The organism is Sphaerisporangium rhizosphaerae (assembly GCF_042665155.1).
Lineage (GTDB): Bacteria > Actinomycetota > Actinomycetes > Streptosporangiales > Streptosporangiaceae > Sphaerisporangium > Sphaerisporangium rhizosphaerae.
In genome coordinates this window covers 214,386-229,428 of record NZ_JBHTCG010000006.1, presented here as the reverse complement: position 1 = coordinate 229,428, position 15,043 = coordinate 214,386, and the positions used below count along the sequence as shown (strand labels likewise).

Genomic DNA, 15,043 nt, shown 5'->3' with positions numbered 1-15,043 from the left:
GCCGGAAAGCGCGGAGGGCCGGACGCCGTGGGGAGGTCAGACGGCGCGGCAGGTCAGACGCGGCGGGTCAGACGTAGTGGCACGACAGCCGCGGCTCGACCTCGGCGGCGGCGTCGGCGCCGTAGGCGGCGGTGAAGCGGTCCATGAACGCCTGCTTGCCGAGCTGGTACTCCTGCCCGCCGACGTGCTCGAGGACGTAAGTGGCGGTGAGGTTGCCGATCTGGCCGCAGCGCTCGAGCGACAGGCCCCAGGACAGGCCGGACAGGAAGCCCGAGCGGAAGGCGTCGCCGACGCCGGTGGGGTCGACCTTGCGCAGCTCGGGGGTCGGCGGGACGTGCACGCTCGGCTCGCTCTCGCGGTCGATGCGGGCGCCCTTCGGACCGAGGGTGGTCACCCGCACCCCGACCCTGGACAGCACCTCTTCGTCCGACCAGCCGGTCTTCTGCTCGACGAGGGCCTTCTCGTAGTCGTTGGTGAAAAGGTAGGCCGCGCCGTCGACCAAGGCCCGGATCTCCTCGCCGTCCATGCGGGCGAGCTGCTGGGAGATGTCGGCGCCGAACGGGATGCCGCGCTGGCGGCACTCGCCGGTGTGGCGCAGCATCGCCTCGGGGTCGTTCGGGCTGATCATCACCAGGTCGAGGCCGCCGACGCGCTCGGCGACCGGGTGCAGCTCGATGTACCGGGCCTCGGCCATCGCCCCGGTGTAGAAGGAGGCGATCTGGTTGTGGTGCTCGTCGGTCGTGCACAGGAAGCGGGCCGTGTGGTGCAGGTCGGAGACGTGCACCGAGCCGCAGTCGACGCCGTGGCGCTCCAGCCACGAGCGGTAGTCGGTGAAGTCGTCGCCGACGGCGCCCACCAGGACCGGCGAGAGGCCCAGGCAGCCCATGCCGAAGCTGATGTTGGCCGCGGTGCCCCCGCGCCGGATCTGCAGGTCGTCGACCAGGAAGGACAGCGACACGCGGTCGAGCTGCTCGGCGATGAGCTGGTCCCCGAAGCTTCCCGGGAAGGTCATCAGATGATCGGTCGCGATGGATCCGGTGACGGCGATGCGCACGGGGTCGCTCTCCTCGTTGTCAGCCTCGATGAGCCCGCCAAGAATACGGCAAGGAACTCGAGCCCGAACCGAGAACCGCCGTGGATGATCTTCTCCGCGCGGGGGCCGGGCAGGGAGCCGGCGGCCTGGGCGGCGCGAGGTCCGGGCGGCGCCCCGTGTGACCTGCGGCGCGGCCCGGCGGCCCCGCCGCACCCCTACAGGTCCACGCCGCGACGCCGCTCCGCCCCGGCGCGCGCGGGACCGGCTGCGTCCGGGCTACCGAACACTGACGGCCAGGTGACACCCAAGGAGGGCGGGCAGGCCGAAACCCCGTCTGGCGGGACCGCCGGACGGGGTGGGGGCCGGCCTGCCTAGTTGAACGAGTCGCCGCAGGCGCAGGAGCCCGTGGCGTTCGGGTTGTCGATCGTGAAGCCCTGCTTCTCGATGGTGTCGACGAAGTCCACCGTGGCACCCATGAGGTAGGGGGCGCTCATGCGGTCGGTGACGACGCTGACCCCGCCGAAGTCGGAGACGACGTCCCCGTCCATCGAGCGGTCATCGAAGAAGAGCTGGTAGCGCAGGCCGGAACAACCGCCGGGCTGCACCGCCACGCGCAACTGAAGGCCCTCTTCGCCCTGCTGCTCGAGCAGGCTGCGCACTTTGGCCGCCGCCGCGTCGGTCAGGACTAGGCCCTGCTGCGTGGTCTCGCTGCTCTCAACCGTCATCTGTTGACTCCCCGTCTGCCACACGCCCCTCGGGGACGGAGGCCTGGTTCTGAGGTCTCACTCAGACGCTACCAACAGCGGGGCACCGCTACACATTCCTGTCTCAGGGGGCGGTCCGCTCCACCCCCCCTGCGCGGAGCATCTCCGGCCGTATGCCATCATTAGTCGTCAACTAGACGATAAGCCCCTTAAGAGGTGTAAGCCGTGACGACCACCGAAACCGGCCTTCCGCTCTTCGTCCTCGGTCAGGGCACCGACCCGCACAGCGAGCGCGGCGTCGACTGCCCCGGCGACCTGCCCGCGGCCTCCGACCCCGAGTTGGTCGCGCGCGCGGTCAGGGCGAAGGCGGCGCTCGGCGAGCGGCTCTTCGTGCTCGGGCACCACTACCAGCGCGACGAGGTCATCCAGTTCGCGGACGTGACCGGCGACTCCTTCAAGCTCGCCCGCGAGGCGGCGGCCCGCCCGTCCGCGGAGTACATCGTCTTCTGCGGCGTCCACTTCATGGCCGAGTCGGCCGACATCCTGACCGGCGACTCCCAGCGCGTGGTGCTGCCCGACCTGGCCGCCGGGTGCTCCATGGCCGACATGGCGACCTTCGACCAGGTAGAGGAGGCGTGGGAGGTCCTTTCCGACCTCGGCATCGCCGAGGTGACCGTGCCGATCACCTACATGAACTCCTCGGCCGACATCAAGGCGTTCTGCGGGCGCAACGGCGGCGCGGTGTGCACCTCCTCCAACGCCCGCCGGGCGCTGACCTGGGCGTTCGACGACGGCCCCGAGGGGCCGGAAGGCAAGGGCGCCGGCGAGCGCAAGGTGCTCTTCCTGCCCGACCAGCACCTCGGCCGCAACACGGCCGTCCTGGAGATGGGCATCCCCCTTTCGGAGTGCGTGGTCTACAACCCGCACCGCCCGAACGGCGGACTGACCGACCAGCAGCTCAGGGACGCCAAGATGATTTTGTGGCGCGGGCACTGCTCGGTGCACGGCCGGTTCACCGAGAGCTGCGTGGACGAGGTCCGCGAGCGCATCCCCGGCGTCAACGTGCTGGTCCACCCCGAGTGCCGGCACGAGGTGGTCACCAAGGCCGACCACGTCGGCTCCACCGAGTACATCATCAAGATGCTCGACCAGGCGCCGGCCGGGTCGGCGTGGGCGATCGGCACCGAGCTGAACCTGGTCAAGCGGCTGGCGGCCCAGCACCCCGACAAGACCGTGACCTTCCTGGACCGGACGGTCTGCTACTGCTCGACGATGAACCGCATCGACCTGCCCCACCTGGTGTGGGCGCTGGAGTCGCTGGTCGAGGGCCAGGTCGTCAACCAGATCACCGTGGACCCCGACACCACCCACTGGGCCAAGGTCGCCCTGGACCGCATGCTCGCCCTCCCGTGACGGGTCAGGGACGGCGGCCGGTCGAGGTGCCGGAAGGACGGATCCGAGGAGAGCACGCCCGGAGGAAGCGGCAGGTCATGTGCCGGTCCTGGGCCGGGAGGCGCGGCCGGGCTCAGGTGAGCTCGTAGACGACCCGCACCGTGAGGGTGACCGTGCCCTGGCCGGGGTTGACGCCGGACTTCTCGGTCAGCATCGCGAAGCGGGAGGGCGAGGTGTCGCCCTCTTCCTCCAGCTTCAGCACCCGGCCCAGCCCGCGCCCGGTCAGCTCGGCGTAGTGCCGCGCCTTGTCGTGCGCGTCGCGGACCGCGGCGGCGCGCGCGGCCTTCACCAGCGCCGCCGACTTGGAGACCTCGAAGGAGATGCCGTTCAGGCGCGCCTCCTCCCCCACCCCTGCGACGGCCTGCACCACCGCGTCCGCCCGGGACAGGTCGCGCACCAGCGCCTCGACGCCCTGGGCGGCCCGGTATCCGACGACCTTGGGGTACTTGTCGTAGTCGGCGGCGAGAGACAGGTCATTGGTGCGCAGGTCCCGCTCGGCCACGCCGGCGCCCAGCAGCGCCTGGTTCAGCTTGAGCGCGGCGGCCTTGGCGGCGGCGAACGCCTCCCCCGCCCGATCACGGCGCACCTCCACGCCGGCGGTGAGGCGCATCACGTCCGGCGTCGCCTGGACGACGCCGCGTCCGCTGACGGAGAGCTCGGCCGGATCGCCGGCGCGCCCACGGTGCGACGGCGACCTCGCGGCGTCGCGGAGGTGGGCATGGGCCGGCGCGGGGGCGGTGGAGACCGTGAGGGCGGGGGCCGGCGTGGGGGCGGCGGAGACCGCAAGAACGGGTGCCGCGAGGGTGGGAGCGGGGGTGGCCGCGAGGGCGGGGGCCGCCTGCGCTCCGGCGAAGACGAAGGCGGCGGCCGCCAGGGCCGCGCTGAACGTGGTCATGTGCACATGGCACCACCGGCCGGCCCCGGCTCCGGCGCGCCCTTCCCAGGCGCGGCCGGATCTTGACCAACCTCAGGCGGCCCTGGTGTAGCGCAGGGACAGTTTTGGGTACTCCGCCGCCCCGGCCGTCGCCAGGACGCGGCCGGCCCTGCCCTTCAGGTCGACGACCACGGCCTCGTACCCTCGGCCCTTCTTGCGCCAGGCCGCGATGTGGGCGTCGTCGTACCAGCCGATGACCCGGTCGGTCGGGAAGGCGAAGCGCGCGCGCTCCTCGCCGTCCGCCGTCCATACGCAGATCTGGCCGCGGCCGGCGCAGGAGGTCAGGAAGAGGTTCCCCGACGGCGACATGTCGTCGCCCTCGACGGTGAGCGGGCTCCCGACCCGCAGCAGCGTCTGCAGCACGGTGCCGTCGAGGTCGTAGAACCGGATGCGCCGGGTGCCGCCCTTCAGCGCCCAGGTGCCGACGGCCCTGCCGTCGCCCCGCCAGAAGTAGCTCCAGCGGCCGACGTCCTTCTCCTTCACGTGGACGATCTTGGCCTTCCTGCGCGCCACGTCGATGATCGCGTAGCCGTGGCCGCGGCTGGTGCCGCCGACCGCCTCGTTCACCGTGACCAGCACCTTGGTGCCGTCGGGTGACCACTGCGGGTAGGACGGGTACACCGGCGCCTTGGCGATCCTTATCATCGTGCGCCCGGCGCCGGCCCGGTCGACCAGGGAGACGGCGGAGTGGCCGTCCTTGGTGTAGAGGGTGTCGACGCCGAGCGCCCGCCGGCCGTCGCCGCTCACCACGTACTCGAAGTACTTGCTCGTCTTGGTGAAGGAGTTCGCGCCGTCGTCCCGGATGTAGGCGCGCGTGCCGTTGTCCAGGCTGTAGAAGGTCAGCCTGACCGGGTCGCCGTCGCTCTCGTAGATCGTCACCGTGCTGCCCGGCAGCTCGATCGTCCTGGTGGCGGCGAGCGGCGCCGTCGCCGCCGGGCTCGCCCCGCCGGACGCGGCCGGGCCGGAGGAGCGTCCGGCCCGCTCGCCGGGGCGCCCCTGCGTGCCCGCGGTGCCGTCCGCGGAGACCCGCGGGCCCGGGGCGCCGACCGGCAGCTGGGCGATCAGGTATCCGGCGCCGCCCAGGACGAGCGCGCCCGCGACGACGCCCGCCACCACCAGCGGAAGCCGCCCCTTCCCTCCGGAGGACCCTTCGGCGGGCCCGGAGGACCCTTCGGTGGGCGAGGCGGAGGGCGGGGCCGTCCGGACTTCGGTCGGGCCGGCGGAGGAGGGGTCGGTGAAGGACGGGCCGTTCAAGGACGAGTCGGTCGAGGACCGGCCGGTGGAGGACGGGCCGTTCAAGGAGGAGCCGTTCAAGGACGGGCCGTTCAAGGACGGGCCGGTCAAGGACGAGCCGGTCAAGGACGAGCCGGTGGAGAACGGGCCGGCAGGGGACGAGCCGGTGAGGGACGGACCGCCCGGCCGGGGCGGCGGTGGCCGGTACGGCCGCCCACCGGACGCCGGCGCGGGGCCCGGCCAGGAGTGGGAGAGATGGGGCTGAGCGACGGCCGACCCCTCCGCCATGATCGCGGCGGCCGGCGCGGGGCCGGTGCCGTCGTGTCCGAGCAGCCGCATGAGCACCTCGCCCGCGGCCGGCCGGGCGGCCGGGTCCTTGGCCAGGCAGGCGGCCACGATGACGCGCAGCCGCTCGTCCAGCGCGCCGAGATCCGGCTCCAGGTTCATGATCCGGTGGAAGACGGCCGGGAGGCTGTCGGCGCCGAAGGGCGCCTCGCCGGTCGCGGCGAACACCATGGTGCCCGCCCAGGCGAACATGTCGGCGGCCGGACCGGCCTGCTCCCCCGCGAGCTGCTCGGGGGTGACGTAGGCGGGCGTGCCGACCAGCGTCGAGGTCAGCGTGGAGCTCCTGTCCAGCGCCCTGGCGATGCCGAAGTCGATCACCCGGGGCCCGTCCGCGCCGAGCAGCACGTTGGAGGGCTTGAAGTCGCGGTGCACGATGCCGGCCTGGTGGATGGCGACCAGCGCCGTGACGGTGCCGATGGCCAGCCGGTGCAGGGCCGCGCCCTGGCGGGGCCCCTCGCGCTCGACCACGGCCATGAGGGTCGGACCGTCGATGTACTCGCTGACGATGAACGGCCGCTGGTCGGCCACCCCCGTCTCGATCACCTGGGCGGTGCAGAAGGTCGCCACGCGGACGGCCGTGGACACCTCCCGGACGAACCTGGCCAGCGCCTCCTCGTTCTGCGCCAGGTCGGAGCGGAGCACCTTCACGGCCACCGGCGCGCCCGCCGGAGTGCGGCCGAGATAGACGACCCCCTGGCCTCCCTCCCCCAGCCGGGCGGTGAGCTCGTAGCCCCCGACCCGCGCGGGATCACCCGGCCGTAACGGCACCGGGTCCGACATGGCGCCCTCCGTCCCCCGCTTATTGGGCTTGTCGCCCCATTGTGGCGCGGACTTGGAGGAATCTAGAACTACCGGCTGCAAGCCGTACTCGTAGCGTGACCCGGCACAAGGAACCGCCCGTCCCGGCGCTCAGCCGCCGGCGGAACGCCCACCCTCCGCGGGGCGGCCGGCGGCGGCGCGCCGGCGGCGGCGCAGCAGGGTGAGCAGGCTCGGCACTGTGAGGAACCCCTCGGCGATCGCCGACGCCAGCCCCACCCTGGGCAGGTCGCGGGTGTCGTCGTAGGCCAGGAAGCGCGGCACCCAGCGGGGGTGGTACTTGGCGTTGGCCCGGTACAGCGACTCGAGCTGCCACCACCGGGAGAAGAACACCAGCGCGCGCCGCCACAGGCGCAGCACCGGCCCGGCGCCGAGCCGCGCCCCGCCCTCGAACACCGAGCGGAACATGGCGAAGTTGAGCGAGACGCGCTTGACGCCGAGCGCCGCGGCCTGGGTGATCAGCCCGGCGACCATGAACTCCATCAGCCCGTTGTCGGCGTGCCGGTCGCGCCGCATCAGGTCCAGCGACAGGCCGTCGTCGCCCCACGGCACGAACGACAGCATGGCGGCGGGCTCGCCGGCCGCGTCCCTCGCCTCCACCAGCACGCACTCGCCGTCCGCCGGGTCGCCGAGCCGGCTGAGGGCCATGGAGAACCCCCGCTCGGTCTCGGTGTCGCGCCAGGCGGCGGCGCGCTCGATGATCTGGCGCGCCTCCTCGGCCGACAGCTCGCTGTGCCGTCGCACGCGCAATGTGAAGCCCGCGCGCCCGACCCGGTTGACCGCCTGCCGCACTCCGCGCATCTCGCGGCCTTCCAGGCCGAACTCGGCGACCTCGATGACGGCCTCGTCCCCGAGCTCCAGCACGCGCAGCCCGGCGCGCGCGTAGGCGTGGGCGGCGGCTTCACTGGGCCCGATGACGGCGGGCGCCCACCCGTAGCGCCGCGCCTCGTCCATCCAGGCCCGGATGGCCGGTCCCCACGCCTCGACGTCGCCGATGGGGTCCCCGCCGGCCAGGCAGACGCCGGCCACCACGCGGTAGGACACCGCCGCCTTGCCGCTGGGCGAGAAGATGGCCGCCCGGTCGCGGCGGGTGGCGAAGTAGCCGAGCGAGTCACGCGAGCCGTAGGCCGACAGCAGCGCCCTGATGCGGGTCTCGCTGTCGGGCGGCAGCTCGGCCCGGGCCCGCTGGGAGCGGAACAGCACGGCGAAGGCGACCAGCACCGCGACGGCGCTCAGCAGGCCGATGACGGAGTTCACCCAGAACGGCGGCCGGCCGGTGCGGTAGAAGTCCAGCGTCACCACCCCGCCGAGCGTCCGTTCCAGCGCCCAGGGCAGGTGGTCCCGGGGCCGCAGGGTGCCCGGGAACAGCATCACCAGGCCGTACCCGACGCCGAAGGCCACCGCGAGCAGCGAGCCCAGCGTGAGCAGCGCCTTGCGGAACGACGCCCGCCGCATCGGCGCGAAGAACTGGTTGTGCGCCGCCGCCAGGATGCCGAGCACGACGGCCGACACCGACAGGTTGACCTCCGAGGCCACCACCTGGCCCATCAGGGCGTACTCCTCCACCAGGTCGGGCATGAGCGACGCCGACAGCACGACGGCGAGGTTGCCCAGCACCAGCAGGGAGAAGAAGGCGACCAGCACCCAGTACGCGGCGCGTTTGTGCCGGGCCAGGGCTCCGGCGAGAATGCCGAGGAACACCGCGTAGCCCAGGTTCGGCTCGACGGGGAAGACCGCCATCTCGATCAGGCCGGTGAGCGGCCTCAGCAGGTGGCGTACCGGCGCGATCAGCGCGATCACGGCCGAGTACACCGCGGCGATGGCGATGCACACCGACATCACGCGCGGCACGACGGCGCGCAGCCGCTCCGCCGCGTGGGTCTCTGCGGCCGCCCCAGCGCGGCCATGGTCGGTCACTGCCACCTGTTTCCCCCCGGCGATGGCTGATCTGCCGGGTGGTATACCCCGCGTTTCGCCTGGCTAAGGGGCGGAACGACCGGGGTGATCGTTCTCGTACGTGCCCTTGACGCGGGGCAGGGACGAAGCAGAGGGAACAGGCGGTCGCCGGGCCGGACCGGCGCGGGATCACAGGCCCGGCGCGCCCCAGAGCGGAAACCAGCGGGACAGCTCGGGCTCGACGCGCAGCTCACCGGAGATCGCCCCGCGAACCTGGAGCTCCAGCGCGTTGTCCCTGCGCTCGCCGGCCAGCGGCGCGAACGGGTAGAAGGTGCCCTGCTTGTAGAGGTAGACGACGGCGAGGGCGCGCCGCTGGTCGTCGGTGAAGGTGACCAGCGAGCACAGCAGCGACGGGCCGAACCCGGCGCCCTCCAGCGAGGAGTTCACCCCGTGCAGGTCGGTGACCAGCGAGCTCAGGTCGTCGGCCTGGCGCCGCACCAGCAGCCAGGTGTAGCCGTAGGAGTCCTGGGAGTGTTCGACCTCGACGTCGCCGAGCAGTTCCCTGATGTCCCGCTGGAGCGTGGCGAACGCCCCGCCCTCGGCGGAGCGGAAGCACACCGAGCCAAGGCCGGTCGGCTCGAAGCCGGTGGCGGCCTGCAGTGTCACCGCCGCGGACGGCAGCGCGAACAGCGCGTCGAGGTTCGGCCGGGCGGGCTTGCTGCGGCCTAGCAGGGCGTCCAGCCAGCCCATCGGGCTCAGGCCCCCCGGCCGAGCTGGGCGGCGATCGTGCTGAGCTGCTCGAGCCTGCGCTCCAGCGGCGGGTGGGTGGCGAACAGGGTGGCCAGGCTCGCGCCCGCGCGGCCGGAGATCGCCGGGGTGAAGAAGAAGGCGTTGAACGGCTGCGCCTCGCGCAGGTCGCGCGTCGGGATGCGCGACATCTCGCCGGTGACCTTCACCAGGGCGCTGGCCAGGGCGGAGGGCCGCTGGGTCAGCAGAGCCCCGGCCCGGTCGGCCGACAGCTCGCGGTAGCGCGACAGCGCCCGGGTCAGCAGGAAGCTGATCGCGTACACGACGATCGAGACCAGCATGATGATGAGGCCGATGGGCGGGCCGTTGTTGTTGCCCCGGTCGCGGCCGAGGCCCGAGTAGAGCGCGAAGCGCGTCATGAGGCCGGCGACGATGCCCAGGAAGGAGGCGATGGTCATCACCGCGACGTCCCGGTGGGCGACATGGGACATCTCGTGGGCGATGACGCCCTCCAGCTCCAGCGGGTCGAGCCGGCGCAGCAGGCCGGTGGTCACGCACACCACGGAGTTCTTCTGGTTGCGCCCGGTGGCGAAGGCGTTGGGCACATCGGTGTCGGCGATCGCCACCCGCGGCTTGGGTACGTCCGCCATGACGCACAGCCGGTCGATCAGGCCGTGCAGCTCGGGCGCCTCCTGCCGGGAGACCTCCCGTCCGTGCATCGCGAACAACGCGATCTTGTCGGAGAAGAAGTACTGGACCAGCAGGAGGCCCCCGGCCAGGACGAGGACCACGACCGCCTGGACCCCCAGGGCGATCAGGACGCCCACGAAGACGACGTAGAGCAGGCCCAGCAGGAACATGGTCGACACCATGCGCACCGTCAGACCCCGGTCGGGGGCGTACCGGGTTTGTGTCATATCTACAAACTATCCCGGGATAAGCCCCGAATCGCCCAGCATGCCCCTCACTTCGTCGATCGAAGCGTCGGCCGGCGGCAAAATGAGCTCGGAGGGCTCCAGGGCGTCGTCGGGAAGCGGCTTGCCGATCTGGCGCACCTTGTCGAGCAGCGCGTGGAGCTTGGTGCGGAACTGCGCCTCGTCGTCGATCTCGATGGCGGCCTCGAGCTCGCTGTCGAGGGAGTTCAGCACGTCGATGTCGCCCTCGGCCACCTCGACCTGGCCCTCGCCCATGATTCGGACGATCACAGGCCCTCCCCCGGCTGGCGGTACTGCTGGGTGGGGTGCGACTGCGGCTGCTGCTGCGGCGGCGCCTGCTGCTGACCCGGGTGGCCGGCCTCGATCGCGTCACGCGGCGCGGGGCCCTGGCCCAGCTCGGCCTTCATGCGGGCGAGCTCGAGCTCGACGTCGCTGCCGCCGCCCATGCGGTCGAGCTCGGCCTGGATGTCGTCGCCGCGCTGGCCGCTGAAGTCGTCCAGGGCGCCGCTCGCCAGCAGCTCGTCGATCGCGCCCGCGCGCGCCTGCATCTGGGCGGTCTTGTCCTCGGCGCGCTGGATCGCCAGACCCACGTCGCCCATCTCTTCGGAGATGCCGGAGAAAGCCTCGTTGATGCGGGTCTGCGCCTCGGCGGCGGTGTAGGTGGCCTTGATGGTCTCCTTCTTGTGGCGGAAGGAGTCGACCTTGGTCTGCAGGCGCTGGCTGGCGAGGGTGAGCTTCTCTTCTTCGCCCTGCAGGTTGTTGTGCTGCACCTGCAGGTCGGCGATCTGGGTCTGCAGGGACGAGCGACGGCTCAGCGCCTCACGCGCCAGGTCTTCACGCCCCACGCTCAGCGCCTTGCGGCCCTGGTCCTCAAGCTTCTTCGCCTGCTGCTGGATCTGATTGATCTGCAGCTCCACCCGCTTGCGCGAGGTGGCGACATCGGCCACGCCCCGGCGTACCTTCTGCAGAAGCTCAAGCTGCCGCTGATAGGAGTAGTCGAGGGTCTCGCGCGGATCCTCCATCTTGTCCAAGGCCTTGTTGGCCTTGGACTTGAAGATCATGGAAAGTCTCTTCATCACGCTCATGCGCGTTGGCCGTCCCCTTCTTAGGTAGTGCTGTGCCTATGCTCCCGCTCGCTGCGACGCTCGCCGGCCGTATGCTCGCTTCGCTGGCATCCATGCTCCCTCGCGCCGACTCGCAACTCCACAGGCTGCCCGCTCATCGTCAGCCCCCGATTATCGCGGCAAAGTCGCGTAGGTCCACCCTACGCATAACGCACGAGGGCGTCATTAAGTTGCACCCCCGGTAGGCTGACGTCGTGTTCCGACGTCGCACGCAGGCCCCCGTGGATGACAGCCCCACTCCGTCTTCAGAGACGCTGGCGAAAACCGCGGGAAAGGGCCGGCCAACCCCCAAACGCCGCGAGGCCGAAGGCCGCCGCCGCCAGCCGGTGACCGCTCCCAGCAACCGCAAAGAGGCCTACAAGCAGGCGCGCGAGCGCCAGGCCTCAGAGCGGACGCGCGCCCGTGAGGGCATGCTGCGGGGCGACGACCGCTATCTCCCCGCGCGAGACCGCGGGCCCGCGCGCAAGCTCGCCCGCGACTGGGTCGACTCGCGCCGCACGATCAGCCAGTATTTCCTTCCCGTCTCGCTGTTGCTGCTCGTCATCCTGTGGACGGTCCCGATGTTCGGCGGCCAGACCGGGATGCTCCTGTACTCCTACGCCATCACCATCCTGTGGCCGGCGATGATCGTCGTGGTCGCGGTGAGCGCGGTGTGGGTGGCGCAGCGGGTGAAGAAGGAGGCCGCGCAGCGCCTGCCGGACGAGAGCCTCAAGGGCGTCGGCTTCTACGCGGCCATGCGGGCGATGCAGATCCGCCGCCTGCGCTTCCCCCCACCCACCGTCCTCCCCGGCGGCAAACCCGTCCCCCCCAAGAACTAGCTCCCCCACCTCCCCACCACCCGCGCGGCCGATAGGTCGGCCCCTGTCCGGTCGCGCACCGTCAGCGCCCGCGGCGCCGCGTACCCCGACAGCCGCTCTGCCCGATGACGGTCCGCTGCTCGGCGCCGGGGCGGCGGGAAGCTGGTCGGCGAAACCGGCGCCGCTCTACGACGAGGAACCCGACGGGGCCCAGCGCAGACGGCCACCTGACACCACCGGCCGCAGCCCCCGCACCGGCCGTCCTGCCTCCAGCGCCCCGGCCGTCGCCCTGAGCAGCGCGTACGACGACGTCCAGCCGTTCCGCGGGTCGCGCGTGACTCCCTCGGCGCTCGGGCGGCCGACGTCGCCCCGTCCGGGGACGATCACGGCGGAGGCTCCGGCGACGCCCGGCGCGGGCACGGCGAAAGGAATCGACCGGCCGTCCCACCGCCCTGCGGGCCAGTCGGCCGGGCCCCGCCCGGCGCACAGCGCGCGCCAGGTGTCGCGGATCTCGCGCACGCCGAGGTCGCGCAGGCCGGGCAGCACCGCGCCCCCCGCGCTGGAGCCGTCGTGGCGCAGCAGCGACGCCCGCAGGCCGGCGGGAAACCGCAGGCCGGTCTGCGCCTCGGCGACCGCGATGGCCCGCGCCCTGGCCGCAGGACGCAGAGCCGCGTAGGTCACCGGCGCGTTCGCCCGCAGCCACCTTTCGACGCGCCGCCACTGGCGGTCCACCGCCGCGCGCACACGCGGGTCCAGCGGCCGGGCCAGGACCCGGTGCCCCTCGGGCGGGCACGTGCCACCCACGGGCGTGGCGGGTCCCGCGGTGACCTCCGGTGAGGCGATGACCTCCGGCGAGGCGGTGCCGGCCACCGCGCCGAGTGAGGGGGCGGGCTGGGACGCGAGCTGGGACGGGGCGGTGGCGGCGGCCGGCGCGGGGGTGTCCCGTATGGCACGAGCGCCGAGCAGGGCGGCCGTCACGACCGCGAGGCACAACACGGCGACCGGCGCCACCCGCCGTCCCCGCCGCCGGACGACGGTCCGCTCCGGCCCGCGTTCGTCCAGGGGGACAAGAGGGACGCCGGCTCGGAGCGCGCGCGGAGCGCCGGGACGCGGCACGGGCCCGGCGAGAGCACCGGGGCGACGCGCGAGCGCCGGTTCACAAAGAGCGCCGGGACGCGGCGCGGGAAAAGCGTCGCGGCGGGGCGTGAGGGGGTGGGGCGCGGTCGGCCGGCGGGTGAGGATGCGCAGGGCGTAGGCCGCCATGGCCAGGGCCGCGCCCGCGGCGGCCACCGCGAGCGCGCGCCGTACAACCCCGCGTGTGATCAACTGCCGCACCCGGGGCAGACTACCCCGAAACAGATCACCAGTAAGCGACGGTTAGGGTCAAAAGCATGCAATATCGCCATCTTGGCCGCAGCGGTCTGAAGGTCAGCGAGATCAGCTACGGCAACTGGATCACCCACGGTTCGCAGGTCGAGGAGGACGCCGCCAAGGAGTGCGTGCGGGCCGCCCTCGACGCGGACATCACCACCTTCGACACCGCCGACGTCTACGCCGCCACCAAGGCGGAGGAGGTCCTCGGCCGCGCGCTGAAGGGCGTGCGCCGCGAGTCGGTCGAGATCTTCACCAAGGTGTACTGGCCGACCGGGCCGGGGCCGAACAACGCGGGGCTGTCGCGCAAGCACATCACCGAGAGCATCCACGGCTCGCTGCGCCGCCTGCAGACCGACTACGTCGACCTGTACCAGGCGCACCGCTACGACTACGAGACGCCGCTCGAGGAGACGCTGAAGACCTTCGACGACCTCGTGCGGCAGGGCAAGGTCCTGTACGTCGGCGTCAGCGAGTGGACCGCCTCCCAGATCGCCGACGCGCTGAAGATCGCCGACGAGATGGGCTTCGACCGGCTGATCTCCAACCAGCCGCAGTACTCGATGCTGTGGCGGGTGATCGAGGCCGAGATCGTGCCGCTGTGCGAGAAGGAGGGCGTCGGGCAGATCGTCTGGTCGCCCATCGCGCAGGGCATCCTCACCGGCAAGTACCTGCCCGGCCAGGCCCCGCCCGCCGGGTCGCGGGCGACCGACCCGTCCGGGTCGGGCTTCATCTCGCGGTTCATGGACGACGACGTGCTGTCGCGCGTGCAGGAGCTCAAGCCCATCGCCGCGGACCTGGGGCTCAGCATGGCGCAGCTGGCCGTCGCCTGGGTGCTGCAGAACCCGAACGTCTCCTCGGCCATCATCGGCGCCACCCGCCCCGAGCAGGTGGCCGACAACGTCAAGGCGTCGGGGGTGAAGCTCGACGCCGAGGTGATGTCCAAGATCGACTCCGCGCTGGGCGCGATCGTCGAGCGCGACCCGGCCAAGACCCAGAGCCCGCCGTCCCGGCCTGGGCGCTGACGGCTCGCCTTCGCCGGGCCGGCATGAAGGCGCGGCCGTAAAGGAGTCGTCTCGGGCCCCTTGGTATTTCGGTCACTCTGACAACGTTTGTCACATGGGCATCAGGAAAGCCAAGGGGCCCCGCGCTCACTCCACACGCAGCGACATCCCGGCGTACTCCACTTTGTCGTCTTCCAGCAGCGTGACCTGCTCGACTCCCGCCTCGAGCAAGGTGCGCCAGTTCTCACCGAGCCATGACTCGGCATCGGCCTGACTCGGGAAGATCTCGCGCGGAAGCGGGCCGTCCAAAACCTCACCACCGTTAGCGTTTTCATAACGCCAGCGCCAAGTCATGCCATACGCTCCTTTTCGTGGGGTTTGCCCAATGCCCTCACCAGGCTGTGCAGACCCTATCCCCTGGAGTCTGCCGCAGATCTTGCCGTGCGCGCGGCGGGACAGGCCAGAGGCCGGCCGGGCAGAACGGAGCGGACCTGCGCGACCGCGCGACAGCCGAGATTGGAGGCCGGACGATGCCGCCCAACTTCCGACTTCCGGCCCCCGCCGCCGGACCAGGACGCCCGACGGCCTCCGCCGCCGGACCAGGACGCGCGACGGCGCCCGCACGCCCGGCCGCGCCCGCTCGCGCTCCCGT

Annotated in this window: 14 protein-coding genes; 3 read left to right on the top strand and 11 right to left on the bottom strand. The window is 72.1% G+C overall.

Features of this window, described 5'->3' with window-relative positions; translation table 11 throughout:
* Window positions 1–67: 67 nt before the first annotated feature.
* Window positions 68–1,054 (bottom strand): carbohydrate kinase family protein, encoded by a 987-nt coding sequence (locus tag ACFQSB_RS11780; protein WP_380826247.1) that lies wholly within the window; start codon window positions 1,052–1,054, stop codon window positions 68–70.
* Between the two features lie 350 nt (window positions 1,055–1,404).
* Window positions 1,405–1,758: an iron-sulfur cluster insertion protein ErpA gene (erpA, locus tag ACFQSB_RS11775; RefSeq protein WP_114031177.1), complete on the bottom strand. Its 354-nt coding sequence runs from the start codon at window positions 1,756–1,758 to the stop codon at window positions 1,405–1,407.
* Between the two features lie 204 nt (window positions 1,759–1,962).
* Between erpA and nadA the strand changes: the two genes are divergently transcribed.
* The gene (gene nadA, locus ACFQSB_RS11770; protein WP_354843504.1) at window positions 1,963–3,150 is read left to right on the top strand and encodes a quinolinate synthase NadA; all 1,188 of its coding nucleotides are present in this window, start codon (window positions 1,963–1,965) and stop codon (window positions 3,148–3,150) included.
* A gap of 112 nt (window positions 3,151–3,262) precedes the next feature.
* Here the strand turns inward: nadA and ACFQSB_RS11765 are convergent, their stop codons facing one another.
* The 7 genes from ACFQSB_RS11765 to ACFQSB_RS11735 form a co-directional block, all read right to left on the bottom strand.
* On the bottom strand, window positions 3,263–4,084 hold the full coding sequence (locus tag ACFQSB_RS11765) for an SIMPL domain-containing protein (protein ID WP_380826246.1): 822 nt from the start codon (window positions 4,082–4,084) through the stop codon (window positions 3,263–3,265).
* A 72-nt stretch (window positions 4,085–4,156) separates the two neighbouring features.
* A complete protein-coding gene (locus tag ACFQSB_RS11760) occupies window positions 4,157–6,481 on the bottom strand; it encodes a protein kinase domain-containing protein (protein WP_380826244.1) in 2,325 nt (774 codons plus the stop codon).
* 129 nt (window positions 6,482–6,610) lie between these two features.
* Entirely contained in the window at window positions 6,611–8,440 is a 1,830-nt protein-coding gene (locus ACFQSB_RS11755) for a phosphatidylglycerol lysyltransferase domain-containing protein (protein WP_380826242.1), read from the bottom strand.
* A gap of 162 nt (window positions 8,441–8,602) precedes the next feature.
* Window positions 8,603–9,163: a PspA-associated protein PspAB gene (pspAB, locus tag ACFQSB_RS11750; RefSeq protein ID WP_380826239.1), complete on the bottom strand. Its 561-nt coding sequence runs from the start codon at window positions 9,161–9,163 to the stop codon at window positions 8,603–8,605.
* A 5-nt stretch (window positions 9,164–9,168) separates the two neighbouring features.
* A complete protein-coding gene (gene htpX / locus ACFQSB_RS11745; protein WP_380826238.1) occupies window positions 9,169–10,077 on the bottom strand; it encodes a zinc metalloprotease HtpX in 909 nt (302 codons plus the stop codon).
* Between the two features lie 9 nt (window positions 10,078–10,086).
* Entirely contained in the window at window positions 10,087–10,365 is a 279-nt protein-coding gene (gene pspAA, locus ACFQSB_RS11740; RefSeq protein ID WP_380826236.1) for a PspA-associated protein PspAA, read from the bottom strand.
* Window positions 10,362–11,180, bottom strand: coding sequence for a PspA/IM30 family protein (locus ACFQSB_RS11735; protein ID WP_380826234.1), 819 nt, complete (start codon window positions 11,178–11,180; stop codon window positions 10,362–10,364). Before ACFQSB_RS11735 ends, pspAA begins: the two co-directional genes overlap by 4 nt.
* 233 nt (window positions 11,181–11,413) lie before the next feature.
* Here ACFQSB_RS11735 and ACFQSB_RS11730 point away from each other — a divergent pair, with 233 nt between their 5' ends.
* A complete protein-coding gene (locus ACFQSB_RS11730) occupies window positions 11,414–12,037 on the top strand; it encodes a DUF3043 domain-containing protein (RefSeq protein ID WP_354843528.1) in 624 nt (207 codons plus the stop codon).
* A 165-nt stretch (window positions 12,038–12,202) separates the two neighbouring features.
* Here ACFQSB_RS11730 and ACFQSB_RS11725 read toward each other — a convergent pair whose 3' ends face one another.
* Entirely contained in the window at window positions 12,203–13,351 is a 1,149-nt protein-coding gene (locus ACFQSB_RS11725; RefSeq protein WP_380826233.1) for an SMI1/KNR4 family protein, read from the bottom strand.
* A 56-nt stretch (window positions 13,352–13,407) separates the two neighbouring features.
* Between ACFQSB_RS11725 and ACFQSB_RS11720 the strand changes: the two genes are divergently transcribed.
* Window positions 13,408–14,412 (top strand): aldo/keto reductase family protein, encoded by a 1,005-nt coding sequence (locus ACFQSB_RS11720; protein ID WP_354925926.1) that lies wholly within the window; start codon window positions 13,408–13,410, stop codon window positions 14,410–14,412.
* Between the two features lie 126 nt (window positions 14,413–14,538).
* Here the strand turns inward: ACFQSB_RS11720 and ACFQSB_RS11715 are convergent, their stop codons facing one another.
* A complete protein-coding gene (locus ACFQSB_RS11715) occupies window positions 14,539–14,745 on the bottom strand; it encodes a hypothetical protein (protein ID WP_354843537.1) in 207 nt (68 codons plus the stop codon).
* Window positions 14,746–15,043: the final 298 nt, after the last annotated feature.

Excerpts from the sequence above, each read along its gene's own strand:
- ACFQSB_RS11735 (WP_380826234.1), bottom strand. The coding sequence starts at position 11,180 with ATGAGCGTGATGAAGAGACTTTCCATGATCTTCAAGTCCAAGGCCAAC.
- ACFQSB_RS11720 (WP_354925926.1), top strand. The coding sequence starts at position 13,408 with ATGCAATATCGCCATCTTGGCCGCAGCGGTCTGAAGGTCAGCGAGATC.
- erpA (WP_114031177.1), bottom strand. The coding sequence starts at position 1,758 with ATGACGGTTGAGAGCAGCGAGACCACGCAGCAGGGCCTAGTCCTGACC.
- ACFQSB_RS11765 (WP_380826246.1), bottom strand. The coding sequence starts at position 4,084 with ATGACCACGTTCAGCGCGGCCCTGGCGGCCGCCGCCTTCGTCTTCGCC.
- ACFQSB_RS11760 (WP_380826244.1), bottom strand. The coding sequence starts at position 6,481 with ATGTCGGACCCGGTGCCGTTACGGCCGGGTGATCCCGCGCGGGTCGGG.
- htpX (WP_380826238.1), bottom strand. The coding sequence starts at position 10,077 with ATGACACAAACCCGGTACGCCCCCGACCGGGGTCTGACGGTGCGCATG.
- pspAB (WP_380826239.1), bottom strand. The coding sequence starts at position 9,163 with ATGGGCTGGCTGGACGCCCTGCTAGGCCGCAGCAAGCCCGCCCGGCCG.
- ACFQSB_RS11715 (WP_354843537.1), bottom strand. The coding sequence starts at position 14,745 with ATGACTTGGCGCTGGCGTTATGAAAACGCTAACGGTGGTGAGGTTTTG.